Source organism: Azorhizobium oxalatiphilum, assembly GCF_014635325.1.
In the GTDB taxonomy this organism is placed as follows: domain Bacteria; phylum Pseudomonadota; class Alphaproteobacteria; order Rhizobiales; family Xanthobacteraceae; genus Azorhizobium; species Azorhizobium oxalatiphilum.
Genome location: NZ_BMCT01000009.1, coordinates 233,508 through 259,538, shown reverse-complemented (window position 1 = coordinate 259,538; position 26,031 = coordinate 233,508). Strand labels below are relative to the sequence as shown.

Genomic DNA, 26,031 nt, shown 5'->3' with positions numbered 1-26,031 from the left:
TCCGTGCCACCCCGGTTGCGGACAGGCACCATCCCCCCGACACGCGCAAGCAACCGGCCCTGAGTGAACCCGGCCCGGCATGGACGTGCAAATGCGCGCAGGAGGTGCCCTGGGCGTCGCGCCCGGCGCGGGACGCCCAGACGGGAGGATGCCGGCGGAAAGCTGCAGCGGCCGGCTGTTCAGCCGGGATCGCTCACGGGCGCCCGGAAAATCTCGAACGGGAGCCCGGTGAAATCCAGCGCGGTGGTGTCGCCCGTCCCCCAGGCGTAGCCCTCCAGCGCGCTCATGCGCCCGTCTTCCATGAACAGGACGAAGCCGAGCCCCTCTGCGAGGCCGAGCACACGCGCCTGCGTCTCCTGCCCCAGCACACGTGGGCACGTCACCGCCGGCATGTCGTCCGGTACGGTGAGCGCGGTGAAGAAGCCGGCCCCGGTATTCCTGCGCTCCATCACCAAGGCGCGCGCCAGCTGTTGGGTAAGCGGGCCTTCTAACGCCGGGGTCTCCGCGAGAATGGAGCGGAGAGCGGCCTGCTCCAGTGCCGAGAGTATGCTCATGCCATCCAGTCTAGCACGAAGCGACCTAACGTCAGGAACCAGTGGGCGTCCCAACTGTTAAGCCTGCCAGAGACGGCGGCATGATCCCCCGGTCGCCGGCGGAGACTTCAGCCATGAGCGACATGACCCTCAACAGCCCGGTCGCCGCCAAGACCCCGACCCAGACCGAACCCAGCCTGAAGCGGGTGATGGGCCCCTGGCTGCTTCTCCTTTTCATCGTCGGCGACATCCTCGGCACCGGCATCTATGCCCTCACCGGGCAGGTGGCCAAGCAGGTGGGCGGCGTGGTGTGGCTGCCCTTCCTCGTCGCCTTCGTGGTCGCGTGCATGACCGCCTTCTCCTATCTGGAGCTGGTGACGAAGTATCCGAAGGCGGCGGGCGCCGCGCTCTATGCCCACCGCGCCTTCGGCATCCACTTCATCACCTTCATCGTCGCCTTCGCGGTGATGTGCTCAGGCATCACCTCGGCCGCCACCGCATCACGGGCCTTTGCCGCCAATTTCGCTGGCGCGTTCCAGCTCGGGCTGTCGGGCGGCTTCGGCATCACGCTCATCGGGCTGCTGTTCATGACGCTGGTGGCCGCCGTGAACCTGCGCGGCGTGGGCGAGAGCGTGAAGGTCAACGTGGTGCTCACCCTCGTGGAGCTGACGGGCCTGCTCATCATCATCTTCATCGGCTTGTGGGCGATCGGCGCCGGACAGGGCGACGTCTCCCGCGTCACCCAGTTTCCCACCGGCGAGACCGGCATCTTCTGGCCGGTCATCGCCGCCACCACGCTGGCCTTCTTCGCCATGGTGGGGTTCGAGGATTCGGTGAACATGGCGGAGGAATGCACCGACCCCACCCGGCATTTCCCAAAAGTGCTGCTCATCGGCCTTGGGCTGACCGGCGTCATCTATGTGCTGGTGTCGGTCTCCGCCATCACGCTGGTCTCGCCCGAGCAACTGGGCGAAGGCGAGACGCCGCTGCTGAAGGTGGTGCAGGCCGGCGCCCCCGGCTTCCCGATCTGGATCTTCGGCTTCATCACCATGTTCGCGGTGGCCAATTCCGCCCTCATCAACATGCTGATGGCCAGCCGTCTGATCTATGGCATGAGCCGCGAGCATGTGCTGCCCGCCGTGCTCGGCAAGGTGCATCCCAGCCGCCGCACGCCCTATATCGCCATCGCCTTCACCACCCTGCTCGCCTTCGCCCTCATCGCCTTTGTCGGCGAGGTACCGGCGCTGGGCGGCACCACGGCGCTGCTGCTGCTGTGCGTCTTCACCGTGGTGAATGTGGCGGTCCTGGTGCTGCGCAAGGACAGTGTCGAGCACAAGCATTTCCGCACGCCAACCGTGGTACCGGTGATAGGTGCCCTGTGCTGCGCCTTCCTCGCCGGCCCTTGGACCGGGCGAGATCCGGTTCAGTACAAGGTGGCCGGCATCCTCATCGCCATCGGCGTGGTGCTGTGGATCATCACCGCCTTGCTCAACCGCTCCATGGGCGTAACGGCGGAGGAACCGAGCATGGAGAACATCGGCGGCAAAGGCCCGGAGAACTGAGGCCCTTGCCGCTCACCAGCGCAGCGCCCAGCGCCCGATGAGCGCCCCGGCGGCTGTCATGAGCGCCACCGCGAGCGGATACCAGACGATGAGGAAACTGCCCGCGTCATTGCGGCAGGCAATGGCATAAGCGGCCGCGCCCAGCGCACCAGCCACGAGGCCGGCCAGCGCGCCGGTGCGGGCGGGATGCTCCGGCGCCCCGCCGCGCAGGACGACGAGCAGCAGCACCAGTCCCGGCGAGGCCGCCACCAGAACCGCCGTCACGCAGTCCGTCACCGAGACCCCGGAATTGCCGAACACGGACAGGCCCGAGGTGTCGGTGAGCGCACGGACGAGGAGCAGCAGGACGGCCGGAAGCAGCACCAGCGGTGTCGGCATGGTACGTCCGGGCTCGGCCGCGCCCGCCGCCAACCAGAGCCCGCCCGCCGCCAGCAGCAGCATGCCCGCCGCCTTGAAGGCGGTGGCGCCGAGATGGGCGGAGAGATCTGCCCGCGCGCCGATCCACAGTATCACCACCAGCAGAGCGAGCGCGAGGGCCAGCCCCCCGGCCAATGGCAGTGCCGCGGCTAGCGGCAAGGCACGCGTCCCCTGCCCCGCCTCGCCTGCGAGTTGATGGATCAGGCTGTCCGTCTCGATGTGCCGCGTGTCCATGGGCTGGTCCCTCATTTTCCCTTCGGCGCCTCGCCCGGATCGGCGGCGGCCATGAGCTTGCGCAGGGCGCGGTGAAAGGTGACGCGGATGGCGCCCTCGCTGGTGTCGAGCCGTTGCGCGGTGGTGCGCACGCTCTCGCCATCCAGCGCCAGCGCCTCCACCACGTCGCGCTGACCCGGCGACAGGGTGGCAAGCTGGCGCTCCATATGGATGGGGCTGCGGTCCACCTCAGCATCGGGGTCCGCCATCACCTCGGCGAGGTCGTCGAGGCTGATCTCGATGCGCTGTCGCGCCTCCCGGCGCAGGCGGCGGGCGCCGTCCAGCAGCTTGTAGCGGGCGATGGCGTGCAGCCACGGCAGGAAGGGCCGGTCCGGGCTCCAGGTGTGGCGCTTGGTGTGCAGGCCGATGAGCGCCTCCTGCACCAGATCCTCCGCCTCCGCCGCATTCAGCCCGAGCAGGGACAGGCGATGGCGCACCAGCCCGCGCAGCACCGGCGTGATCTCGCCGAGCAGGCGCTCGTAGGCCGCGCGGTCGCCACGCCGCTCAGCCCGCATCGCCTCTGCCCATCTGTGCTCGCGCGTGTCCATGCGTGCTTCTTCGCTCGGGAAGCAGCCATCGTTACACCCGGAAGCGGATTTCTTTTGCGTCGGTGCACGTTGGCCCGCCAAACCGGGACGGCACGCCGACCGGGAGGCGATTGCCGTTTTTGGACAAAGGCTTGGAGGGCGCAAGCCGAAGCAGCCTTGCGCGTTCACCCTCTGAAAGGGCGATCACGGTCCCGTCAGTGTGTTGCGGATGGCCGATGCAACGCGAACTGGCATCCGGAAGCACATGCTTCGCTCAAGAGGAGCCGGACCCATGACCCTCACCACGTCGCAGTCGAAAACCCGTAAGATCCTCGCCGCTGCCGCTTTGCTGGTGGCCGCCGCCGTCGCTGCCCCTGCGCAGGCCGCCCCCCAGACCCTGCCGCCGAAGGCTCATAACGTCGTGCTCGTGCATGGCGCCTGGGCGGACGGATCAAGCTGGAGCGAGGTCATCCCTCTGCTGCAGGCCGCTGGCCTCCATGTCACCTCGGTGCAGAACCGCCTCTCCTCGCTGGCGGACGCCGCCGCCGACACCCGCCACGTGCTCGCGCAGCAGGACGGCCCGACCGTGCTGGTGGGCCATTCCTGGTCCGGCACGCTGGTGAGCGAGGTGGGCACCGACCCGAAGGTTACAGCCCTGGTCTATGTGGCCGCCCGTGCGCCCGATGCGGGCGAGGATTTCGTCGCCCTCTCCGGCAAGTTTCCCACGGCCCCGGCACGAGCGGGCATTCAGGCGTTCGAGGGCTATACCACCCTCTCGCAGGACGCCTTCCTGAAGGATTTTGCGAACGGCGTGCCCGTGAAGCAGGCCAAGGAGCTGTTCGCGGTACAGGGACCGACGGCCGCCAGCATCTTCAATGACCGGACTACGGCGGCCGCGTGGCACGACAAGCCGTCCTTCTATGCGGTGGCCAAGGAGGACCGGACCATCTCACCGGAGCTGGAACGCTTCCTCGCCAAGCGCATGAACGCCACCACGGTTGAGCTGGATGCCGGACATCTGGCCATGGTCTCGCGCCCGCGTCAGGTGGCGGACCTCATCCTCGCCGCTGCCGGCATGAAGGATGTGAAGGCCGCAGCGAAATGAGGATTTAGGCGCGCGGGCGGGCGGCTTCCAGCACCACACTGGCCGCCCGCTCGGACGGCGGGGCATCGCTCGCCCCCATGACCACGTCCAGCTTCGCGAAGCCCTCCAGCTGGCGGGTCCGCGCGGGGCCATCGGCGAGCACCTCGCCGAGCATGGCGGCAAGCTTCTCCGGCGTGCAGTCGTGCTGGATGAATTCCGGCACCACCTTCTCGCCGAGCACCAGATTGGTGAGGATGGCAGTGTCGATATAGAGCAGATAGGGCGCGATCTTCGCTTCCCACGCCGCCACCTTGTAGGCGGCCACCGTGGGTACACCGGCCAGCGCCAGCTCCAGCGTCACCGTGCCGGACGCGGCGAGCGCGGCGCGGGCCTGCCGGAAGGCGGCGTGCTTCTCGTCCGGATCGGTGATGATGCGGACCTTCACCGGCCAGTCCGCCACCATGGCCTCCACCTTCGCCTTGAGGCGCGGCAAAGTGGGGAGCACCAGCTCCATCTCCTGCCGCTGCGCGGCAAGGCCGAGCGCCGCGCCGAAGACGGCGCCGAGCCGCTCAAGCTCGGAGCGGCGGCTGCCCGGCAGCACCAGCACCAGCGGCGGCGCGGCGGCGCGGCGCTCCGCCTCGACCGGGCCGGGGCGCAGATCGGAGAGCTGCTCCAGCAGCGGATGGCCCACATAGTCCGTCACCGGACCACCGAGGCGCGCGTGCACGTCCGGCTCGAACGGCAGCAGCGCCATGAGCCGGTCCGTATAGGGCCGCATGGCCTTGGCCCGTCCGGCCCGCCACGCCCATACCGTGGGCGAGACATATTTGACGATCGGGATCTTGGGATTGCGCTTGCGCACGCGGGCGGCGACCCGATGAGTGAAATCAGGCGCGTCCACCAGCACCAGCACGTCGGGCGGCTGGCGCAGGATGGCCTCCACCGTCTCCCTCATCCGCTTCAGGATCGTGGGAAGCTTGCCGATCACCTGCCCGAAGCCCATGGCGGTGAGGTCATCCATGGGGAACTGGGTGTGCAGCCCATGCGCCGCCATGCGCCATCCGCCCACGCCGCTGAAGGTGACGCCGTGGGGCGCCTGCCGATGGAGCGCACCCATGAGGGCAGAACCCAGCACATCACCGGATTCCTCGCCGGCGACGATGAAGACGTCGAGCGGACGGCCAGCGGGCACAATCATGAAACGGCGACCTGAGGCTTGATGCCGACCACGAACAGGCCTGCGGCATCGGCATCGGCTACCAGATGCTCGGCGTCGGGCACGATGGCGCCGCCCGCCTCGAAGGCGATGCCGGCCAGCCCCGCCTCGGCGGCGCGAGCCACCGTGCGCGGGCCGAGGGAGGGCAGATCCACGCGCCGGTCCTGACCGGGCTTGGGCGCCTTCACCAGCACGCCGTGGCCCTTGGCGAAGCGCAGCCGGCCGGACGCGCGCATGGCGCCGTAACGGGCCAGCATCTCGTCCGTACCCTCGGCGGCTTCCACCGCCACCACGAAGCCGTCCACCACGATCACCGCCTGCCCCACGTCGAAATCGCCCAGCGCGGCGATGAGCGAGAGGCCCTTGGCGATGTCGTGCTGATCCCCGGCATTGGGCGCATGGGCGCCGAGCACGCCTTCCGGCAGCAGCAGGCCGGGGGCCACCTCATGGGCGCCGCGCATGCGGAACCCCTGCTGCTCCACCAGCCCCAGCACGCCGGACAGAAGATGATTGTCGCCGCCCCGGAACAGCGCGGCGATGCGCGGCAAAAGCCGCAGCATGGTCCAGTCGAAGCCGAGATCGCGCACGCGGGGGCGCGTGAGCGTGCCCACCATGACGAGATCCTTCACGCCGCCCGCCCTGAACTTCGCCGTGGCGCTGCCCAGCGAACCGATACGGAACCAGAAATGCGGATAGCGCTCCAGCGCCGGATCGGCGAAGCCGGTCATCAGCCCGAAGAGGACGTCACGGCCCTGCGCGCGCACGGCCTCGGCCACGGCGGCGGGGAAGGCGCCGCCGCCTGCCACGATGCCCACCGGCCCGGCGTCACGCCCGGCCGATGGCGGAGGGGTGAGCTCCGGAGGGGCAGGCTGTGCGGCCACGCTCATCAGTCCTCCAGCTGGACCACCTTGCGCGAAGGACGGCACAATTCGCGATTGCCGCCGGCATCCACGAATTCCACCAGCTGCTGGATGAAGCTGGACTGCTCCTGCCGGGTGCGCAAGTCGGCGAGGCGCTCGGCAAACGTGCCCTTGCCGAAGAACAGGTCACGATAGGCCGCACGCGCCAGATGCAGGTCGGAGCGGGTGTAGCCGCGCCGCTTCATGCCCACCACGTTCAGGCCCACCAGATTGGCGTTCTGGCCGATGGCATAGCCGAAGGGGATCACGTCCTCGCGGATGCCGGACAGGCCACCCACCATGACCTGCGCACCGATGCGCACGAACTGGTGCACGGCGCTGAGGCCACCGAGGAACACATGGTCGCCCACATCCACATGGCCGCCCAGCGTGGCGTTGTTGGCGAAGATGACATTGTTGCCCACGCGGCAGTCATGGCCCACGTGCGCGCCCACCATCAGCATGCAGCCATTGCCGACCACCGTGGTGCCGCGCCCGCCGGCGGTGCCGGTGTTCATGGTCACATGCTCGCGGATGGAGCAGTCCTCGCCCACCACCAGCGCGGTCTTCTCGCCCTTGTAGTGCACCGACTGCGGCGGGGTGCCGAGCGAGGCGAAGGGGAAGACCTGCGTGCGCGCGCCGAGCGTGGTGACGCCCTGCACATTGACATGGGCGTGGAGCTTGACGCCGGCTTCGAGCGTGACGTCGGGACCGACGATGCAGAAAGGTCCGACTTCCACATCATCGGCGAGCCGCGCGCCATCGGCGACGCGGGCAGTTGAATCGATAAGGGCCACGCTCACTCCTCGGCGATCATGGCGCCGACCTTGGCCTCCGCCACGATCTCGCCGTTCACCTTTGCCTCGCCCTTGTACCACCACATGTTCCGGCGCTTGTTGAGGCGGGTCATGTGGTATTCCAGCACGTCGCCCGGGCGGACGGGGCGGCGGAACTTGGCTTCGTCGATGGTCATGAAATAGACCAGCGAGGGCTTGGCATCGGCGCCCTTGTTCAGGATGCAGATGGCCCCCGCCGTCTGGGCCATGCCCTCGATGATCAGCACGCCCGGCATCACCGGGTTGTCCGGGAAATGACCCTGGAAATGCGGCTCATTCGCGGTGACGTTCTTGGTGCCGACGCAGGACAGGTCGGCATCGATCTGCTCGATCTTGTCCACCAGAAGGAAGGGATAGCGGTGCGGCAGCAGCACCAGGATCTTCTGGATGTCGATGGCGGCGAGCGACTTCACCTCGCCTTCGGTCTTGGTCTCTTCGGTCATTCCTCGTCCCCCGGCGTCGCGGCGCCGGAACGCGCGCCCGCTGCGGCCAAATTCTTCAGGGTGGTGATCTCGCGGAACCATTCGCGCACGGGCTTGGCCGGCGAGCCGCCCCAGCGCACGCCGGGCGGCACATCGCCCTTCACATTGCTGGAGGCGGCGATCTGGCTGCCGGTGCCGATGGTGCAATGGCCCACCACGCCCACCTGCCCACCCAGCACCACATAGTCCTCCAGCGTGGTGCTGCCGGAGATGCCGGTCTGCGAGACGATGATGCAATGCCGGCCGATCACCACGTTGTGGGCGATCTGCACCAGATTGTCGATCTTGGTCCCCTCCCCGATCACCGTGTCGCGCAGCGCGCCACGGTCGATGGCGGTGTTGGCGCCGATCTCCACATCGTCCTGCACCACCACCCGGCCGATCTGCGGCACCTTCAGGTGGGCGGCGCCGGGCTGGTAGCCGAAGCCGTCCTGCCCGAGGCGGGCGCCGGCATGGATGATGACGCGGTTGCCGAGCAGGGTATGGGTGAGCGTGGCGCCGGGCCCGACCGCGCAATCACGGCCGATGCGCACGCCGGCACCGATCACCGCATTGGCGCAGATGACCGTGCCGGAACCGATCTCGGTGCCGGGGCCGATGACCGCGCCGGGATCCACCGTCACCCCATCCTCGAGACGGGCGGTGGGATGGATGAAGGCGCCGGTGGCGATGCCCGCATGGCCGAACACCGGCTGCGGCCGCAGCGCCTGCGGGAACAGGGCACGGGTGACGGAGACGAAGGCCTGCGCCGGGCGGCCGGCGATGAACACCGCCATGCCCTCGGGCGCCTCACTGGCGAGCTTCTCGTTGGTGATGCAGGCGCCGGCACGCGAAGCGCGGAAGTCGCCCAGATAACGGGGACTGTCGAAGAAGGCGAGGTCATGCGGGCCGGCATCGGCCAGCGTGCCGACGCCGCGCACCTCGAGATCCGCCGATGCTCCCGCCCGCGCGAGGCGCGCCCCGCTGAGCGTCGCGACCTCCGCGAGGGAGAGCGGCGAGGGCAGCGGGAAGAAGGCAGGTTCGGTCATGAGGCTCGGACGGGGCTCAGATAAGGTTCGGGCGCCGCGCGGCATAGCCGGCGGCGCCCGTTGCTGATGGATGTCGCTACGATCAGAACTTGGTGCCGCCGGAGAAGCGGAATTCCTGGGTCCGGTCGTAGTCCGCCTTGGAGAGCGGGATCGCATAGTCGAAGCGCAGCGGGCCGAAGGGCGACTGCCAGATCAGGCTGGCGCCGACCGAGGAGCGGACCACATTCTCGTCGGCCACGCAGACCGCACCGATGGCGTTCTTCGAGCCGGTCGGGCAAGCGGTGTCATAAGCCGCCGAACCCGGGAAGGAGGTCGCACCGTCATAACCATAGGCCGAGCCGGCATCGGCGAAGACCGCAGCCTTCATACCCACGTCCTTCGGCAGGAAGGCCAGCGGGAACTGGATCTCAGCCGAGACACCCCAGTAGGTGGTGGCGCCGAGAGCGTTCGCGTTGTCCTCGCCGTAGAGAGCGGCGTACTTGATGTCGCGCGGACCGATGCCGGAGGGCGCGAAACCGCGGACCAGGTTCGGACCCATGAAGAAGTTGTCCATGATCAGCAGGTCCTTGTCGCCCCAAGCGGAGACATAACCAGCCTGACCACGCAGCATCAGCACGGAGTCATAGACCATCGGGTAGTAGAAGCGCATGTCGCCGGTGGTGCGGATGAAGTTCACGTCACCGCCAAGGCCGGCGAAGTCCTGCTTCAGTTCCGCATACAGGCCGCTCGTCGGGTTGGCGTTGTTGTCCAGACCGTTGAACGAGAGGGTGTAACCGGCCACCGAGGTGATAGTCTGACCCTGCTGCACGGCTTCGATGATCGCCCACGAAACACCGCACGGAGGCATGGTGCTGTAGTAGGTGGCCAGCGAAGGCGTGGCCGCGACCAGGGCCGCAATATAAGTGGTGTAGGTGTCGCAGTTCGAGAGGCTCAGCTCACGGGAGTAGAGGTTGTAACGCAGAGCCAGCGTCACCTCGTCCGTGATCGGCAGACCGAAGCGGATACCGCCACCGATCGTTTCGCTGTCATAGGACGTGTAGCTGTTGGAGGAGGTCTCCTTCCAGTACAGGTCCAGACCGGCCGCGAGGCGATAGCCCATGAAGTAGGGCTCGGTGAAGGAGAACTGGGCGCCCTGCGAATACTGGCCGAGCGTACCGGAGATGCTCACATACTGACCACGGCCGAGGAAGTTCTTCTCACCCAGCGACACGGAGCCGATGAAGCCGTCCGAGGTGGAGTAGCCGCCGGAGACGGAGAACTCACCCGTGGGCTGATCTTCCACCGTGACCACGAGGATCACGCGGTCGGGCGCGGAGCCCGGCTCGTTGGAGATCTTGACGGTCTTGAAGTAGCCGAGGTTGCGCAGGCGGCGCTCGGCGCGGTCCACGAGGACGCGGTTATAGGCATCGCCCTCGCCGATATCGAACTCGCGGCGCACCACCCAGTCACGGGTACGGGTGTTGCCACGCACTTCGATGCGCTCGATGTAGACCCGCGGGCCTTCCTCGACCACGAAGGTGACGTTGATCTGCTTGGACTGGAAGTCGCGATCGCCGCGCGGACGCACCTGGGCGAAGGCGTAGCCGCTCTTCGACACTTCGATGGTCAGGTTCTCGACGCTCTTCTCGACCAGCTCGGCATTGTAGATCTGGCCATCGCTCATGCGCAGGCCATTGCGCAGGCTGGAAGCCGGCACGTCACGGATGTTGGAGACCACATCCACCTTGCCGAACTTGTACTGCGCACCCTCATCCACCGTGATGGTGATGATGTAGCCGCCGCCGGCCGGATCCATCTCCGCGGTCGCATTCACGATGCGGAAGTCGGCATAGCCGTTCTTCAGGTAGAAGCGGCGCAGCAGTTCCTGGTCCGCATTCACGCGATCGGCGTCATAGACGTCGGTGGACTTCAGGAACGACAGCCAGTTGGTGACGCTCGTGGAGATGACGTCCTTCAGGCGCCAATCCGAGAAGGCCTTGTTGCCGACGAACTTGATGTCCTTCACGCCGGTCTTGTCGCCTTCCTTGATCTCGAAGACGAGATCCACGCGACCATTGCCACGGTCGATAGTGACCGGGTTGACGGACACGTCGATGCGGCCGGTACGACGATAGAGGTCGACGATGCGGGTGGTGTCAGCCTGGACGACGGCCTGCGACAGCGGGCCACGCTCCTTGGACTGGATCTCGCCCTGGAGCTGTTCGTCCTTGACCTTCTTGTTGCCCTCGAAGGCAACCTTGTTGATCACCTCGTTCTCCGAAACCGTCACGACCACGCGGCCGCCCTGGTTGGAGACGCGGACGTCGGCGAACAGCCCGGTCGCATAGAGCGCCTTCAGGCCGTCGTCGATCTTGGCGGAGGTCAGGGACTCGCCGGGCTTCAGATTGAAATAGGACCGGATGGTGTCCGCATCGACGCGGCGGTTGCCCTGCACGACGATGGATGACGCGGACTGCGCCATCGCCGGAGAGGCGACCACGAGAGATCCGGCGGTCGTCGTCGCGACGGTCGCGATAGCGAGACCGAGGACGGCGGCCAGTTTAACCAACTTACTTGCCGGAGCAGTCATATGGCGCGCAACCTTGAAATTCGTTGTCTCAACCCAGGGGACAGACCCCTGGATTCTCCACCTTCGAGGCGCTTGTACAGACTTTTGATCTGCCTGCAAACGCCTGTCCGGACAGCAGCTTCCGCTTTTCCCCGGAGCGTTGCACCAGCGCCACGAGACTCGGCATGCGAGACTCGCGGCAACGGCACTACATCGTGGCGATATGAACCACGTCGTTCCAGGTGGCAAACACCATCAGCATAAGCACGATGGCGAGGCCGATACGAAACCCGATGTCCTGCGCCCGCGCGCTGAGAGGATGCCCGCGGACCGCTTCAATAGCGTAGAACATCAAATGCCCGCCATCCAAGAGCGGGATGGGAAAGAGGTTAAGAAGTCCGATAGAGACCGAAAGCACGGCCGCCAGCGACAAAAGGGCGCCGAAGCCGAAGGTCGCCACCTGACCCGAAACCTGGGCGATGCGGATGGGACCACCCAATTGGTCCGCCGATTCCCGACCGGAAATCAGACCACCCAGATAATCGAAGGTGCGGGCGACCACGAACCAGGTCTCCTGCGCGCCCATGGTCACGGCTTCAACCGGGCCGTAGCGACGCGTGGTCACATCCGCCGCCGCCAGCGAGCGGGAAATGCCCAGCATGCCCATGCGGTGCACGTTGCCGAAGGCGTCCTTCATCTCGCGCAGCTCGGGGGTGGCGGAGAGATTGACCTTCTCCCCTCCCCGATCGACCGTGAAGGCCAACGCGGTGCCCGCGCCCGAGCCGACGACGCGCTGCATGTCGGCGAAGCTTTCCACAGGCGCGCCATCGATGGTCAGAACCAGATCGCCCGGCTTGAAGCCCGCGCGCTCGGCGGCGCTGGCCGGGCTCACCTGATCGACTCGCGGAGCGCTGACCTGACGGCCGAACACCATGAAGACGAAGGTGAAGATGACGATGGCGAGGATGAAATTGGCGATGGGACCCGCCGCCACGATAGCCGCCCGCCAGCGCAGGGGCTGATAGAAGAAGCTTTCCTTGCGCTCGGCCGGGGTCATGGCCGCCAGCTTCTGCGGGTCCGGCGTGGAGGCGGCATCCTCGTCGCCATAGAATTTCACATAGCCACCGAGCGGAATGGCGGCGAGGCGCCAGCGGGTGCCGTGCTTATCGTTGAAGCCGTACAGCTCGGGGCCGAATCCCAGCGAGAAGGTCAGCACCCGCACGCCAGCGCGGCGGGCCACCCAGAAGTGGCCCAGCTCATGGAAGAAAACGACCAGTGTCAGGACAAACAGAAAGGGGATCACATATCCCAGCAGGGAGTGCCCCATGGAGCCCAGTCCCGACAAAACTTCCATCTTCTCTTCCTCGATCGGAGCCCCCCGCCCGGCGCGTCAAACGAACCGGATGAGCCCCCTGAAGTGCATGACGCAAGAGCAGCCCTCAGCTTCAGCCATGTCACTTGGCTGAAGCTGACCCGCTCCGATCTGCCTTTAGGATGCCTTTGCGGCGAACTTAGGCAAGAGGGAAAGGGCGATGCGCCGCGCCTCACCATCCATGTCCATGGCCTCCGCCACCGATCCCGGCGCCCGGCCCCGCGCACTACGCTCCAGCGTCTCCTGGACCGTGGAGGCGATTCCATAGAAGCCGATGCGGCCATCAAGGAAGGCGGCCACCGCCACCTCGTTGGCGCCGTTCAGGATGGTGGGCGCCGCCCCGCCTTCCGCCAGCGCTTCCCGCGCAAGACGCAGGCAGGGGAATCGCTCCGTGTCCGGCTTTTCGAAGGTCAGCCGGCCAAGCGCTGCCAGATCGAGGCGCTTGCAATCGGTAGGCAGGCGCTCGGGATGGGCGAGGCAATGGGCGATGGGCAACGCCATGTCCGGCATGGCCAGCACCGCCACCACCGAGCCGTCCACGAAGGACACCAGCCCGTGGACGATGGATTCGGGATGCACCACCACGTCCAGTTGCTCGGGGGGCACCGCGAACAGATGGTGGGCCTCGATCAGTTCCAGCCCCTTGTTCATCAGGGTGGCGGAATCGATGGTGATCTTCGCGCCCATGGACCAGTTGGGATGCTTGAGCGCATCCGCCGGGGTGGCACGGGCGATCACCTCGCGGGTGGCGGTGCGGAACGGGCCGCCGGACGCGGTGATCACCACCTGCTCCACCGCACGGCGCGGTGCCGGGGCCAGCGCCTGGAAGACGGCGTTATGCTCGGAATCGACCGGGAACAGGTCCGCCCCCACCCGCGCCGCTTCCGCCATGAAGAAGTCGCCGGCCGCCACAAGGCATTCCTTGTTGGCCACCCCTATGCGGCGGCCGGCCGCGAAGGCCGCCACCGTCGGCTCCAGCCCGGCGATGCCCGAAATGCCGGCAATCACGATGTCAGCCTCGCGGGCGGCGGCCTCCAGCACGGCGCCCTGCCCCGCGCCCGATGCGATGCCCGTGCCCGCCAGCAGGCTCTTCAGCTCGGCTCCCGCAGCCGGATCGGCAATGGCGGCGAAGCGTGCGTTCAGGGAGATCGCCACCTCGGCCAGCGCTTTCGCATCCCGGCCGCCGGCCACCGCCTCGACGCGGAAGCGATCGCCGGCCCCGGCCAGCACCTTCACGGCGCTGCGCCCCACGGACCCCGTGGCGCCGAGGATCGAGACCGCTGTCATGTGAGACGTCCTACCATAGAAGCAGCCCGGCCGCCGGGCTCGCCCCGCCATGGCCGGCGGCGATCAGCAGCGCCGCCAGAGTGGCGGTGGCAAAGCCGTCCAGCCGATCCAGCAGACCACCATGGCCGGGAATGAGTTTGCTTGCATCCTTCACGCCGAAAGCGCGCTTGAAGGCCGATTCCGCCAGATCGCCGGCCTGCCCGATCACACTCAGAGCCAGGCCGACCACGATCAGCATGGGCGAGAAGACGAGCCCGCCCGCCAGCGTCACCAGAACGCCGGCCAATGTACCGAACACGGCCCCGCCGATGGCACCGGACCATGTCTTGTTGGGAGAGAGGCGCGGCCAGAGCTTCGGCCCACCCAGCGCCCGGCCGGTGAAATAGGCGGCGATGTCGGTGCCCCACACCACCGCGAACAGGAACAGGATCGCCAGGAAGCCCACCTCGTCGGCCCCCCGCAGCACGATCACCGGCAGAGCGGCAATGGCGGCGCAGAAGAACCCGACGCCGGACCACAGCCGGGGCCGGACGGCGAGCGCGCAGCCGAGAATGCCAGCCGCCGTCAGCATCAGGCAGTATCGAATCTCGCCCAGTTCCAGAAGGATCGCGCCAGCGATAAGGATCAGGCCGCCAAGCACCGGCAGCAGCGGCACGGGGCTCGTCCGGGCGATGCGGCTCCACTCCCAGAGCGCGCCGAGGCCGGCGAGCGTCCAGAGCACGGCAAAGGGTATGCCGCCGAGCCAGGTGATGAACAGCACCACCGGCGCGAGAACGGCGGCCGAAAGAGTGCGCTGCTTGAGGTCGCGCCCGCCGATGACCGGCATCAGCTACCCGTGCGCGCGGTCAGCCCGCCGAAGCGGCGATCACGCCGGGCATATTCCTGCACCGCGCCGAGCAGCGCCGCATGGTCGAACTCGGGCCAGTGGATGGGCAGGAACACGAATTCCGAATAGGCCGCCTGCCACATGAGGAAGTTGGACAGGCGCTGCTCGCCGCTGGTGCGGATGATGAGATCCGGATCGGGAATGCCGGCCGTGTCGAGCCGCCCGCCCAGAGCCTCGATGGTGATGTCTTCAAGCTTCAGCGTACCCGCCGCCACTTCGGCCGCGAGACGCTGGGCGGCGGAGGCGATCTCCTGCCGCGAGCCGTAATTGAACGCCACCACCAGCGTGAGGCCGGTGTTGTCGCGGGTCAGCGCCTCGGCTTCGTCCAGCATCAGGCAGAGGTCGCGGGAGAGCGAGGTGCGCTCGCCGATGATGCGGACCTTGACGTTGGCCGAATGCAGCTCGGCCAGATCATGGCGCAGGAAGCGCTTGAGCAGGCCCATCAGCTCGGAAATCTCGCTGACGGGACGCGACCAGTTCTCGCTGGAGAAGCTGTAGATGGTGAGATAGCGGATGCCGATCTCGCGGGCGGCGCGCACGCAGCGGCGTAGCGCCTCCACGCCGCGCCGGTGGCCTTCCACCCGCGGCAGGTTGCGCGAGGTAGCCCAGCGCCCGTTGCCGTCCATGATGACGCCCACGTGCACCGGCACCCCCGCAGCCTGCGGGGCGGCGCCGGTGGGGCCGTCTTCCTGAACGCCCTCTGCCCGGGACATGGGCCGCTCCCCCATCTCGTCCGGCGTTCTCAGACCGCCAGAATCTCTTTTTCCTTATGGGCCAGGGTCTGATCGACCTCGGCGATGGTCTCGTCCGTGACCTTCTGCACGTCCTTGGACTGACGCTCCATGTCGTCGGCGCTGATGGCGCTGTCCTTCTCGAGCTTCTTCAGCAGGTCCATGCCATCGCGGCGCACGTGGCGCACGGCGACCTTGGCGGCCTCGGCATATTTATGGGCGACCTTCACCAGCTCCTTGCGGCGCTCCTCATTGAGCTCCGGGATGCGGATGCGCAGGGTCTGGCCCTCGGTGGCCGGGTTGAGGCCGAGGTTGCTGTCGCGGATCGCCTTTTCCACCGCGTTCACCATGCCACGGTCCCAGACCTGCACGGAGAGCAGACGGGCCTCGGGCACCGAGACGGTGGCCACCTGCGCCAGCGGCATGTGCGCGCCATAGGCGTCCACCTGGATCGGCTCCAGCAGGCTGGCCGAGGCCCGGCCCGTGCGCAGGCCGCCAAGTTCCGTCTTCAGCGAAGCAACCGCGCCCTGCATGCGGCGCTTGATGTCGGCGAGGTCGAAGGCGGTGGTCATGGCTTCCTCTATTCTCATGTGGCCGCGCGGCATGCCGCGCCCGCCGTCTGATCGACGCGCCGGCGCAATGCGCGCGGCAGGCCGTGAACCGTGGGCTGGAATGGGTTGTGGCCTGCCCCTCTGTCAAGTGGCGGCACGGCCCCCTTCGCCGCACCCCCGCGCCACCGGGGCCTTGTGCAGGTTGAACCTGCGGCAAAAACACCTCCCCGGAACAAGGCCCCGGAGAGGTGTGGATGGTGTGCTTACGGGGAAACCACCGTCACATGCCCCTCCCCTTTCGCCGCCGCGACGATGGCGCCGGGCTCGCGGATGGAGAAGACGATGATAGGCAGCGCCGCTTCGCGGGCAAGGGCGAAGGCCGCGGCATCCATCACCTTGAGATCATAGGCCAGAGCCTGATCGTGGGTGATGCGCTCGTAGCGCGTCGCAGAGGGGTCGGTCTTCGGGTCGGCCGTATAGACGCCGTCCACATTGGTCGCCTTCAGCACTGCGTCGGCGTCCAGTTCGGCCGCGCGCAGCACGGCGCCGGTATCCGTGGTGAAGTACGGATTGCCGGTGCCGCCGGCCAGCAGCACCACGCGGCCGAGTCGCAGGTGGCGCATGGCAGGCTGGCGGGCGTAGGGCTCGCAGACCGTCGGCATGGGAATGGCGGACATGGTGCGCGCGGGCTGCCCCGCCGCCTCGATGGCGGCTTCCAGCGCCAGGCAGTTCATGACGGTGGCCAGCATGCCCATGTGGTCGGCGGTGGAGCGGTCGAGATCCTCGCCCGCCACCCGCGCGCCACGCAGGATGTTGCCGCCGCCCACCACCACGCCGACCTCACAGCCGAGCTCACGCGCGGCCACGAGTTCACGGGCGATCCGGGCGACAGTCGGGGGATGGAGCCCAAAGGGCTCCGACCCCATCAAGGCCTCTCCCGAGACCTTGACCAGGATGCGGGGATAGGGAAGGTCCGTCATGGACGTGCCCTCTCCGCCGCCGGTCAGGACTGGCCGGCCGCAGCGGCGACTTCAGCCGCGAAGTCGGTCTCTTCCTTCTCGATACCCTCGCCGAGGGCATAACGCACGAAGCCCGTGAGCTTGATCGGCGCGCCGACCGAACCCTCCTTCTCCTTCAGCACCTGGGCGACGGTCTTGGAACCGTCGTGCACGAAGGGCTGCTCGAGCAGGGTGACTTCCTTGAAGAAGGTCTTGATGCCGTTCTCGGCGATCTTCTCCAGAACGTTGGCCGGCTTGCCCTGATTCTTCTCGATCAGGATGGCCTTCTCACGCTCGATGGTGGCGGCGTCGATGCCCGAGGCGTCCAGCGCCAGCGGGTTCAGGGCAGCCACATGCATGGCGATCTGGCGACCGAGGGTGGCCAGCTTCTCCACGTCACCTTCGGACTCCATGGCCACGAGCACGCCGATGCGGCCCTGGCCCTCGGTCACGGCACCGTGCACGTAGGAGGCGATGAAGCCCTTGGAGACGGTCAGCTTGGTCGAGCGACGCAGGCTCATGTTCTCGCCAATGGTGGCGATCAGGCTCGTCAGACGCTCGCCGACGGTGACGCTCTCGCCCGGGAAGTGGGCGGCGGTCAGGGCCTCGATGGTGCCATCGGTGTTGAGGGCGATCTTGGCGGCCTCGCGCACGAACGCCTGGAAGTCGGCGTTGCGGGCGACGAAGTCGGTCTCGGCATTGACTTCCAGCGCGGTGGCGGTGCGGCCCGACGACTCGACGGCGACCAGACCTTCGGCGGCCACGCGGCCGGCCTTCTTGGCGGCCTTGGCGAGACCCTTCGTGCGCAGCCAGTCGATGGCGGCTTCGATGTCGCCGCCATTCTCCTTGAGCGCCGTCTTGCAGTCCATCATGCCGGCGCCGGTCTTTTCGCGGAGATCCTTCACGAGCCCTGCTGTGATCTCGACCATGCTCAGCTTCCTCTTCTTCTCATGCCACGGCCGGCTGGGGTGGTTCCCGAGCCGGCCGCCGGGGCTGCGCCCCTAATCCAAAGTTTCAAACGTCCGAAAGGTTCACTCCGCTTCGGCGGAGAACTCCTTCGCCTGGGCGACCCAACCGTCCACGCGGCCCGGCAGACCCACCTCTTCGCCGATGCGCACGGCATCAGCGGCGGCGATGTCGGCCAGCTGCGAGAAGTGGAACACACCGATCTCGTTCAGCTTCTGCTCGATCTCGGGGGACACGCCCGTCAGCTTCTTCAGGTCGTCGGCGACGCCGCGCGGACCGGAGAGGGGCTCGAAGGCCACCCACACGCTGTCAGAAGCGGGCAGATCCTCGGCGGGAGCCTCGACTTCGCCGAGATCCACACCCAGATCGCTCTGGCCACGGCCGATGCCGTCGATGGCGGCGCGGGCGACGAGGTCGCAATAGAGCTGGATGGCGCGGCCGGCGTCATCGTTGCCGGGAACCGGGAAGGCGATGCCGTCCGGATCGGAATTGGTGTCGAGGATGGCCGCCACCGGGATGCCGAGGCGCTGGGCCTCCTTCACGGCGATGTCTTCCTTGTTCGTGTCGATCACGAACAGCAGGTCGGGCAGGCCGCCCATGTCACGGATACCACCGAGAGCGCGCTCCAGCTTCTCCTTTTCACGGGAGAGGGTCAGGCGCTCCTTCTTGGTGTAGCCGCCACCCTGCTCGCCGCCGGCCAGCATCTCTTCGAGCTTCTTCAGGCGGGCGATCGAGTTGGAAATGGTCTTCCAGTTGGTGAGCATGCCGCCGAGCCAGCGGGAGTTCACATAGTACTGGGCGGAGCGGCGGGCGGCGTCCGCCACCTGCTCCTGGGCCTGGCGCTTGGTGCCGACGAACAGCACGCGGCCACCCTGGGCCACGGTGTCGGACACGGCCTGCAGGGCGCGGTGCAGCGCCGGCACGGTCTGCGACAGGTCGAGAATGTGGATGTTGTTGCGCACACCGAAGATGTACTGCGCCATCTTGGGGTTCCAGCGGTGAGACTGGTGGCCGAAGTGCACGCCGGCTTCGAGGAGCTGGCGCATGGAATAATCGGGAAGAGCCACTTTGGTATTCTCCGGTTGAGCCTCCGCGGACGTACCCTCGATCCTTTGGGATCAAAGGCACCGGATGGGCCACATGGCCCGAGTGTCCGCGTGCGGAATGGCGCGGCTAATAACCGAAGGCGGCCGAAAGGGCAAGGCGCGAATGCCTTTTACCCACCGGACGCAGGACGGCGGACAGGACGGCGGGCGCACAAAGGCGCACCGCCCTCCCCTCCGGCCACCATCCCTACACCGCCAGCACATGCTCCGGCGCACCGGCCACGAGCTGGGTCTGCGGCGACTGCACCAGCAGCAGGTAGCACTCGAACTGCGCCAGAACGTCGGCGATGATCTGGTCGCGGGTCATGGCCATCACATCATAGTCCCGCGCGCCGTTGGAGAAATGGGTGCGGGCCTCGTAGCGATTCTCCGGCTTCGCCGCCTCATGGGCAGAGAAGGCCGGCAGGCGGTGCGCCGTCAGCGTCACGCCATAGGTGAAGTCGCGCATGCCCTCCGCCGGCGCATGCAGCGCCACCGCGCCATTCTCCTCGCGCACCTCGGCAGGGCGACCGCGCCGCGTCAGCTCGCCCGCCACCTGCTCCAGCGCCGGGCGCACCTCGCGCAGGATGAAGGCTTCCACCTCCTTCTGCGACGGGGCGTGCAGGATGAGCGCCAGACGACGCTGCCACGTCAGACCGGAGGCCGGCTGGGCGGGCGGCACCACCGGCTGGGCCGACTGCGCCTCGCGCTGGGCGAGGTCCGCTTTCATGCCGACGAACAGCGCCCACACCAGCGCCAGCGTGACCAGGGTGAATGGCAAAGCGCTGGTGATGGTGGCCGACTGCAGCGCATCGAGACCGCCCGCCAGCAACAATACCGTGGCTACCACCGCAATCAGGAGACACCAGAACAGACGCTGGAGGGCGGGCGTGTCGGTGTCGCCGCCCGAGGCAATGGCATCGACCACCAACGCGCCCGAGTCGGCCGAGGAGATGAAGGAGATCGCCACCAGGAAGATCGCGACCGCGCAGGTAATCGGCGTGAACGGCAGATATTCCAGGAAGTGATAGAGGCCCATGGACATGTCCTTCGCCACCGCTGCGGACAAGGCCCCGTTCGCCACCGTCGTGTCGATGAAGATGGCCGTATTGCCGAACACCGTCATCCAGAAGAAGGTGAAACCGGCCGGCACGAACAGCACGGCGACGACGAACTCCTGCACCGTGCGCCCGCGCGAGATGCGCGCGATGAACATGCCGACGAACGGCGCCCAGGCAATCCACCACGCCCAGTAGAACAGCGTCCAGTCCTCGATCCACGGCTTGGGCGGGCCGTAGGCGAAGATGTTGAAGGTCCGCAGCACCATCGTATCGAGATAGAGGCCGATGTTCTGGACGAAATCGCGGAAGATCATGCTGCTGGGGCCGACCACGATCACGAACAGCATGAGCGCGATGGCCACCACCATGTTGGTCTCGGAGAGCAGGCGCACGCCCTTCTCCACGCCGGACAGGGCGGAAGCCGTGGCGCAGAAGGTCACGAACGCCATCAGCGCCAGTTGCACCAGCGGGGTCGCCGGCACGCCGAGCAGATAGTTGAGACCGGCGTTGATCTGCAGCACGCCGAGCCCCATGGAGGTCGCGAGGCCGAAGATGGTGGATACCACCGCGAAGATATCGACCGCATGGCCGATCGGCCCGTGGATGCGATCCTTCAGGAGCGGATAGAGGCCGGAGCGGATGGTCAGCGGCAGATTGTAGCGATAGCCGAAATAGGCCAGCGACAGGCCCACCACCGCATAGATGGCCCAGGCATGGATGCCCCAGTGGAAGAACGTCACCGCCATGGCCTCGCGCACCGCCGCCACCGAGCGCGGCTCGGCGGTGGGCGGGGCCATGAAATGGGTGATGGGCTCGCTGACGGCATAGAACATGATGCCGATGCCCATGCCCGCCGCGAACAGCATGGCAACCCATGAGGAAAAACGGAAGTCAGGCACAGAATCGTCCGGACCAAGCTTCAGACGACCGAAACGCCCCATGGAAAAGATGATGGCGGCAGCGAGAAAAATGCCGACCGCGAGGAGATACAGCCAGCCGAACGATTTCAGGATGGAACTCTGTATCTGCCCGAATATCTCCCCTGCCCGATCTGGAAACAATACGCCGATTGAAGAAAACAGGACGACAATCAATATCGAACCAAAGAACACGGGCGGATTGATTTTCAGACTGGAAGGCATGACCACCTATGGGATTGTGGAGGGGAATTTGCCGCCCATAAACCGCAAATTCTTCACAATCTCAACCTTTGGCGGACAAATATACTGCATTGCAGCCATGTGTCGCATCGGAAAAGCCTCAGCGATCGGGCCTTCGCGCTGGAAATTCAGGGAATGCTCGGACCGGCGCTTCGTACATCTTGCGCAGCACGCGCATAGCGATCGAAATCGGGGATATCGTCCACGCGCAACGCATCATCGATGGGCTGGACGCAGGACCAGTCCTGCACCTGCGGATCGCCGTGACGCTGGATAGTCTCCACCAGCGCATCGAACAGCGCCGCCCTGGCAGGAGGCGTCAGGCTCAGGCGATGCCGGCGCCACCACTGGCGATGCAGCCTGTTGTCCACCAGCGGACGGAACAGCGTGGTGGGATCCGTCTCCACGCCGGAAAAGTAGATGCCCCACAGGAGGTTGTCGCGGCTGGAGCGGGACTCGGGGCAGGACAGGAAGCGCCCGCGCGCCTCCCGGCTACGGACGAACAGGGCTTCGCGGGGTGCGGCCACCTCCGCCCGATACGTTTCAAGCAAAGCCACCGGCACCAGCTCTCGCGGCAACGCCGCCGTGCCGGCCGTCCAGCGCCAGAAGGCATCGCGCCATGCCGCCAGCGCCCCGACGCCGAGGCGGTCCTCGCCCGGATAATCCTCCTGCGCGCCCAGCCACAGCAGCAAGCGGTCGGTGTCCTCACCCGCCCGGCGCAAGTCCGCGAGCAGACCGTCGAAAGCGTCCTCCACCCGGCTGAGCGGCGCTTCCGGTGCCAAAGCGTGTATCGTTTGCAGATAGGCCAGCACCCGGTCCTGAAAGGCGGGCCGGTCGCGGATGGGCATGCGGAGGATATCGTCGAAGGCCACCGTCTGGTCGGCGGCCATCCAGAACAGCTCGCCGCGCAGTCCGGCCCGGTAGGCGTCCGGATCGAACGGGCCGGGCGCGGCAGGCGCGCCCTCCCCTGTCCTCACGCCGCCTCCACCTGCACCACGCCGGGAATGGCCTTGATGGCGCCCGCGATCTGCGGCGAGACCGGATAGCGGCCATCGAGGCGGATCTCCACTTCGGCCCGGCCTTCCTCCATCAGCAGCACGAGGCTGACCTCGCCATCGCCCCGTCCGCCGCCCCCGCCACCGCCGAGGCGCTTGGCGATGCTGTCCAGCGGCTTGGTGGAATCGACGAAGATGCGCAGGCTCTTGTGATGACGCGAGGTCGCCTCGTCGAGCCGCTCGCAGGACTGGATGCGCACGCGCACATCCTCGCCGTTCAGTTCGGCCGCCACCATCATCAGCACCGGCGTGCCCGGCTCCAGCAAGTCGCGATAGTGCGCCAGCCCTTCGGAGAACAGCACCGCCTCGAAATGGCCGGAGGGGTCGGACAGGCCGACGATGCCCATGCGGTTGCCGGTCTTGGTCTTGCGCTCCTGCCGCGAGACCACGGTTGCGGCCAGCTTTCCGGCCGCCGCCCCGCTGCGCACGGCACGGGAGAAGTCCGAGAAGGGCTGCACCCGCATCTTCTTCAGGGCTTGCGCATAATCATCCAGCGGATGGCCGGTGAGGAAGAAGCCGATGCTGTCATATTCCTTCTGCAACCGTTCGGCCGGCATCCAGGGCGGCGCATCCGGCAGCGGCAGCTTGGCCGCGACCGGGCCGGAGCCGAACATGTCGTTCTGGCCCGAGGCGCGGTCCGCCTCCATGCGCTGGGCATGGGAAACGATATTCTCCAGCGCCGCGAACACACGGGCGCGGTTCTTCTCCAGCACGTCGAAGCAGCCGGCGGCGGCCAGATTCTCCAGCGTGCGCTTGTTGACCATCTTCACCGGTACGCGGTTGGCGAAATCCGCCAGATCCTTGAACGGCTTGTCGCCGCGCGCGGCCACCAGCGCATCCACCGCCTGCCCGCCCACGCCCTTGATGGCGGCCATGGCGTAGATGATCTTGCCATCCACCACCGAGAAGTCGCGCTGCGACAGGTTCACGTTCGGCGGCACCACCTTGATGCCGAGCCGCGTTGCGTCCTGCCGGAATTCGGCCAGCTTGTCCGTATTGCCCATATCGAGCGTCATGGAGGCGGCGAGGAACTCGGTGGGGTAGTTCGCCTTCAGCCAGGCGGTCTGGTAGGCGACCAGCGCATAGGCCGCCGCATGCGACTTGTTGAAGCCGTAGTCGGCGAACTTGGCCAGCAGGTCGAAGATGGCATCCGCCTGCGCCTTCGGGACACCACCCTCCCCGGCGCCAGTGACGAAGCGCTCGCGCTGCTTCTCCATTTCCGCACGGATCTTCTTACCCATGGCGCGGCGCAGCAGGTCGGCTTCGCCCAGCGAATAGCCGGACAGCGCCTGCGCGATCTGCATCACCTGTTCCTGATAGATGATGACCCCGAAGGTCTCCTTCAGGTAGGGCTCGAGCTTCTCGTGGATATAGTCCGGCTGGGCGCGACCGTGCTTACAGTCGCAATAGACCGGGATGTTGGCCATGGGGCCGGGGCGATAGAGCGCCACCAGCGCGATCAGATCCTCGATCCGGTCGGCCTTCATGTCCACGAGGGCGCGGCGCATGCCCGCGCTTTCCACCTGGAACACGCCCACCGTCTCGCCGCGGGCCAGCATGGCGTAGCTCTTGGGATCGTCCAGCGGGATCTTGGAGATGTCGAGATCGACGCCGAGCTGCTTGATCAGCTTCACCGCCGTGGTGATGGTGGTCAGCGTCTTCAGGCCGAGGAAGTCGAACTTCACCAGCCCGGCCTGCTCCACCCACTTCATATTGTACTGAGTGACCGGCATATCGGACTTGGGGTCTCGATAGAGCGGCACCAGCTCATGCAGGGGCCGGTCGCCGATCACGATGCCCGCCGCATGGGTGGAGGCGTGGCGGTTCAGGCCTTCCAGCCTCACGGCGATGTCGAACGCCTGCTTGACCACCTCCTCGCTGTCGCGCGCTTCCTGAAGGCGCGGCTCATCCTCGATGGCCTGCTTCAGGGTGACGGGGGCAGCCGGATTCTGCGGCACCAGCTTGCAGAGCTTGTCCACCTGCCCGTAGGGCATTTCCAGCACGCGGCCCACGTCGCGCAGCACGCCGCGCGCCTGCAGGGTACCGAAGGTGATGATCTGCGCCACCTGCGAGCGCCCGTAGCGCTGCTGCACATAATGGATCACCTCTTCGCGGCGGTCCTGGCAGAAGTCCACGTCGAAGTCGGGCATGGACACGCGGTCGGGGTTCAGGAAGCGCTCGAACAGCAGGCCGAAACGCAGCGGATCAAGGTCAGTGATCTGGAGCGAATAGGCCACCAGCGAGCCTGCACCCGATCCACGGCCTGGTCCCACCGGAATGTCGTGCGCCTTCGCCCATTTGATGAAGTCCGACACGATCAGGAAGTAGCCGGGGAACTTCATCTTCTCGATGACGGACAATTCGTAGGCGAGGCGCTCCTCATAGACGGAGACCTCCAGCCCGTCCGAGGTGCCGTGCTTGGCGAGGCGGGCGGCAAGCCCTTCCTGCGCCTGCCGCACCAGCTCGGCCGCTTCTTCCGCCAGCGCGTCGCCGCCGCCGCCGGAGGTGAAGCGCGGCAGGATGGGTTTCACGGTGCGCACGCGATAGGCGCAGCGCTGGGCGATCTCCACCGTGTTGGCGGTCGCCTCGGGCAGATCCGCGAACAGCTCCAGCATTTCGGCGCGGGTCTTGAAACGGTGCTCCGGGGTAAGGCGCCGGCGGTCGCCCTCGGAGAGCAGCTTGGATTCGGCGATGGCGATCAGCGCGTCATGGGCGTTGTAGTCGCTCTGGGCACCGAAGAAGGGCTCGTTGGCCGCCACCAGCGGCAGGCCCTTGGCATAGGCGAGATCGAGCAGGCCGGGCTCGGCAACGCGCTCGGGATCCCAGTGGTGGCGCTGCAATTCCACATAGAGCCGGTCGCCGAAGATGGTGGCGAGCTGGTCGAGGCGGGTGGCAGCCACGTCCGCATGGCCGGCCACCAGCGCCTTGTCGATGGGACCTGAGGGGCCGCCGGTGAGCGCGATCAGCCCGTCGCCATGAGCGGCGAGCCACTCCAGCGTGATGCGCGCTTCCTCGTCATTGGGGGTGTCGAGATAGGCACGCGACACCAGCGCCATGAGATTGCGCCAGCCGCTCTCGCGGGCGGCCAGCAGCACGATGCGCGGCTTCTTCGGCACGAGGCCGCCACGCGGGGTGACGACTTCCGGCAGGTCCAGGGCAAGGGTTGCTCCGGCGATCGGCTGGATGCCGGCACCGAACATCTTCTCGGAGAATTCCAGCGCGCCGAAGAGATTGCCCGTATCGGTGAGCGCCAGCGCCGGCTGGGCATCGGCGGTGGCGAACTTCTCCAGCGCCTTGATCGTCAGCGCCCCTTCCAGCAGCGAATAGGCGGAATGGACATGGAGATGAACGAAGCCGGGATCGCGCATGGTGCTGGAACGTATCTCTGGGGGTCGAGTCGGGGACGGGTCATCTTAAGGCCAGTCGGCTCGCCAGAGAATGAACGCTTGCGTCATCCCCGCCATCCTCAGGGCG

At 67.0% G+C, this 26,031-nt stretch carries 22 protein-coding genes; 2 read left to right on the top strand and 20 right to left on the bottom strand.

Annotation, left to right across the window (positions count from 1 at the left end; translation table 11 throughout):
• Positions 1 to 179 precede the first annotated feature (179 nt).
• The gene (locus tag IEW24_RS24760; RefSeq protein WP_188583592.1) at positions 180 to 554 is read right to left on the bottom strand and encodes a hypothetical protein; all 375 of its coding nucleotides are present in this window, start codon (positions 552 to 554) and stop codon (positions 180 to 182) included.
• 113 nt (positions 555 to 667) lie between these two features.
• On the opposite strand from IEW24_RS24760, the gene IEW24_RS24755 reads away from it, so the two are divergent.
• A complete protein-coding gene (locus IEW24_RS24755; RefSeq protein WP_244644651.1) occupies positions 668 to 2,095 on the top strand; it encodes an APC family permease in 1,428 nt (475 codons plus the stop codon).
• Positions 2,096 to 2,107: 12 nt separating this feature from the next.
• Here IEW24_RS24755 and IEW24_RS24750 read toward each other — a convergent pair whose 3' ends face one another.
• Positions 2,108 to 2,746, bottom strand: a complete 639-nt coding sequence (locus tag IEW24_RS24750; protein ID WP_188583591.1) for an NrsF family protein — start codon at positions 2,744 to 2,746, stop codon at positions 2,108 to 2,110.
• Positions 2,747 to 2,757: 11 nt separating this feature from the next.
• Entirely contained in the window at positions 2,758 to 3,333 is a 576-nt protein-coding gene (locus tag IEW24_RS24745) for a sigma-70 family RNA polymerase sigma factor (protein WP_188583590.1), read from the bottom strand.
• A 271-nt stretch (positions 3,334 to 3,604) separates the two neighbouring features.
• Between IEW24_RS24745 and IEW24_RS24740 the strand changes: the two genes are divergently transcribed.
• The gene (locus IEW24_RS24740; protein ID WP_188583589.1) at positions 3,605 to 4,417 is read left to right on the top strand and encodes an alpha/beta fold hydrolase; all 813 of its coding nucleotides are present in this window, start codon (positions 3,605 to 3,607) and stop codon (positions 4,415 to 4,417) included.
• A gap of 4 nt (positions 4,418 to 4,421) precedes the next feature.
• On the opposite strand, the gene lpxB is transcribed toward IEW24_RS24740, so the two are convergent.
• The 17 genes from lpxB to dnaE all read right to left on the bottom strand — a co-directional run bounded on the left by lpxB (position 4,422) and on the right by dnaE (position 25,925).
• A complete protein-coding gene (gene lpxB, locus IEW24_RS24735) occupies positions 4,422 to 5,594 on the bottom strand; it encodes a lipid-A-disaccharide synthase (RefSeq protein ID WP_188583588.1) in 1,173 nt (390 codons plus the stop codon).
• Entirely contained in the window at positions 5,591 to 6,499 is a 909-nt protein-coding gene (locus tag IEW24_RS24730) for an LpxI family protein (protein WP_188583587.1), read from the bottom strand. Before IEW24_RS24730 ends, lpxB begins: the two co-directional genes overlap by 4 nt.
• A complete protein-coding gene (lpxA, locus tag IEW24_RS24725; RefSeq protein WP_188583586.1) occupies positions 6,499 to 7,308 on the bottom strand; it encodes an acyl-ACP--UDP-N-acetylglucosamine O-acyltransferase in 810 nt (269 codons plus the stop codon). The genes IEW24_RS24730 and lpxA overlap by 1 nt, the downstream gene beginning before the upstream one ends.
• 2 nt (positions 7,309 to 7,310) lie before the next feature.
• On the bottom strand, positions 7,311 to 7,790 hold the full coding sequence (gene fabZ, locus IEW24_RS24720) for a 3-hydroxyacyl-ACP dehydratase FabZ (RefSeq protein ID WP_188583585.1): 480 nt from the start codon (positions 7,788 to 7,790) through the stop codon (positions 7,311 to 7,313).
• The gene (gene lpxD / locus IEW24_RS24715) at positions 7,787 to 8,857 is read right to left on the bottom strand and encodes a UDP-3-O-(3-hydroxymyristoyl)glucosamine N-acyltransferase (RefSeq protein ID WP_188583584.1); all 1,071 of its coding nucleotides are present in this window, start codon (positions 8,855 to 8,857) and stop codon (positions 7,787 to 7,789) included. The genes fabZ and lpxD overlap by 4 nt, the downstream gene beginning before the upstream one ends.
• Positions 8,858 to 8,939: 82 nt before the next feature.
• Positions 8,940 to 11,426, bottom strand: a complete 2,487-nt coding sequence (gene bamA / locus IEW24_RS24710; protein WP_188583583.1) for an outer membrane protein assembly factor BamA — start codon at positions 11,424 to 11,426, stop codon at positions 8,940 to 8,942.
• Positions 11,427 to 11,613: 187 nt separating this feature from the next.
• On the bottom strand, positions 11,614 to 12,759 hold the full coding sequence (rseP, locus tag IEW24_RS24705; RefSeq protein ID WP_188583582.1) for an RIP metalloprotease RseP: 1,146 nt from the start codon (positions 12,757 to 12,759) through the stop codon (positions 11,614 to 11,616).
• 135 nt (positions 12,760 to 12,894) lie between these two features.
• Positions 12,895 to 14,064 (bottom strand): 1-deoxy-D-xylulose-5-phosphate reductoisomerase, encoded by a 1,170-nt coding sequence (gene dxr / locus IEW24_RS24700; protein ID WP_188583581.1) that lies wholly within the window; start codon positions 14,062 to 14,064, stop codon positions 12,895 to 12,897.
• Positions 14,065 to 14,074: 10 nt separating this feature from the next.
• Positions 14,075 to 14,890, bottom strand: coding sequence for a phosphatidate cytidylyltransferase (locus IEW24_RS24695; protein ID WP_188583580.1), 816 nt, complete (start codon positions 14,888 to 14,890; stop codon positions 14,075 to 14,077).
• Complete coding sequence (locus IEW24_RS24690) at positions 14,890 to 15,663, bottom strand: isoprenyl transferase (protein ID WP_188583579.1); 774 nt, start codon at positions 15,661 to 15,663, stop codon at positions 14,890 to 14,892. Before IEW24_RS24690 ends, IEW24_RS24695 begins: the two co-directional genes overlap by 1 nt.
• A 29-nt stretch (positions 15,664 to 15,692) precedes the next feature.
• Positions 15,693 to 16,253, bottom strand: coding sequence for a ribosome recycling factor (gene frr / locus IEW24_RS24685; RefSeq protein WP_188583578.1), 561 nt, complete (start codon positions 16,251 to 16,253; stop codon positions 15,693 to 15,695).
• A gap of 242 nt (positions 16,254 to 16,495) precedes the next feature.
• Positions 16,496 to 17,212, bottom strand: coding sequence for a UMP kinase (gene pyrH / locus IEW24_RS24680; RefSeq protein ID WP_188583577.1), 717 nt, complete (start codon positions 17,210 to 17,212; stop codon positions 16,496 to 16,498).
• Positions 17,213 to 17,235: 23 nt separating this feature from the next.
• The gene (tsf, locus tag IEW24_RS24675; protein WP_188583576.1) at positions 17,236 to 18,159 is read right to left on the bottom strand and encodes a translation elongation factor Ts; all 924 of its coding nucleotides are present in this window, start codon (positions 18,157 to 18,159) and stop codon (positions 17,236 to 17,238) included.
• A 102-nt stretch (positions 18,160 to 18,261) separates the two neighbouring features.
• Entirely contained in the window at positions 18,262 to 19,263 is a 1,002-nt protein-coding gene (locus IEW24_RS24670) for a 30S ribosomal protein S2 (RefSeq protein WP_188583575.1), read from the bottom strand.
• Positions 19,264 to 19,489: 226 nt separating this feature from the next.
• The gene (locus tag IEW24_RS24665) at positions 19,490 to 21,484 is read right to left on the bottom strand and encodes a BCCT family transporter (RefSeq protein ID WP_188583574.1); all 1,995 of its coding nucleotides are present in this window, start codon (positions 21,482 to 21,484) and stop codon (positions 19,490 to 19,492) included.
• Between the two features lie 146 nt (positions 21,485 to 21,630).
• Positions 21,631 to 22,479 carry a hypothetical protein gene (locus IEW24_RS24660; protein ID WP_188583573.1) on the bottom strand — a complete coding sequence of 283 codons (849 nt, stop codon included), beginning with the start codon at positions 22,477 to 22,479 and terminating at the stop codon, positions 21,631 to 21,633.
• Positions 22,476 to 25,925 carry a DNA polymerase III subunit alpha gene (dnaE, locus tag IEW24_RS24655; RefSeq protein WP_188583572.1) on the bottom strand — a complete coding sequence of 1,150 codons (3,450 nt, stop codon included), beginning with the start codon at positions 25,923 to 25,925 and terminating at the stop codon, positions 22,476 to 22,478. Before dnaE ends, IEW24_RS24660 begins: the two co-directional genes overlap by 4 nt.
• Positions 25,926 to 26,031 lie beyond the last annotated feature (106 nt).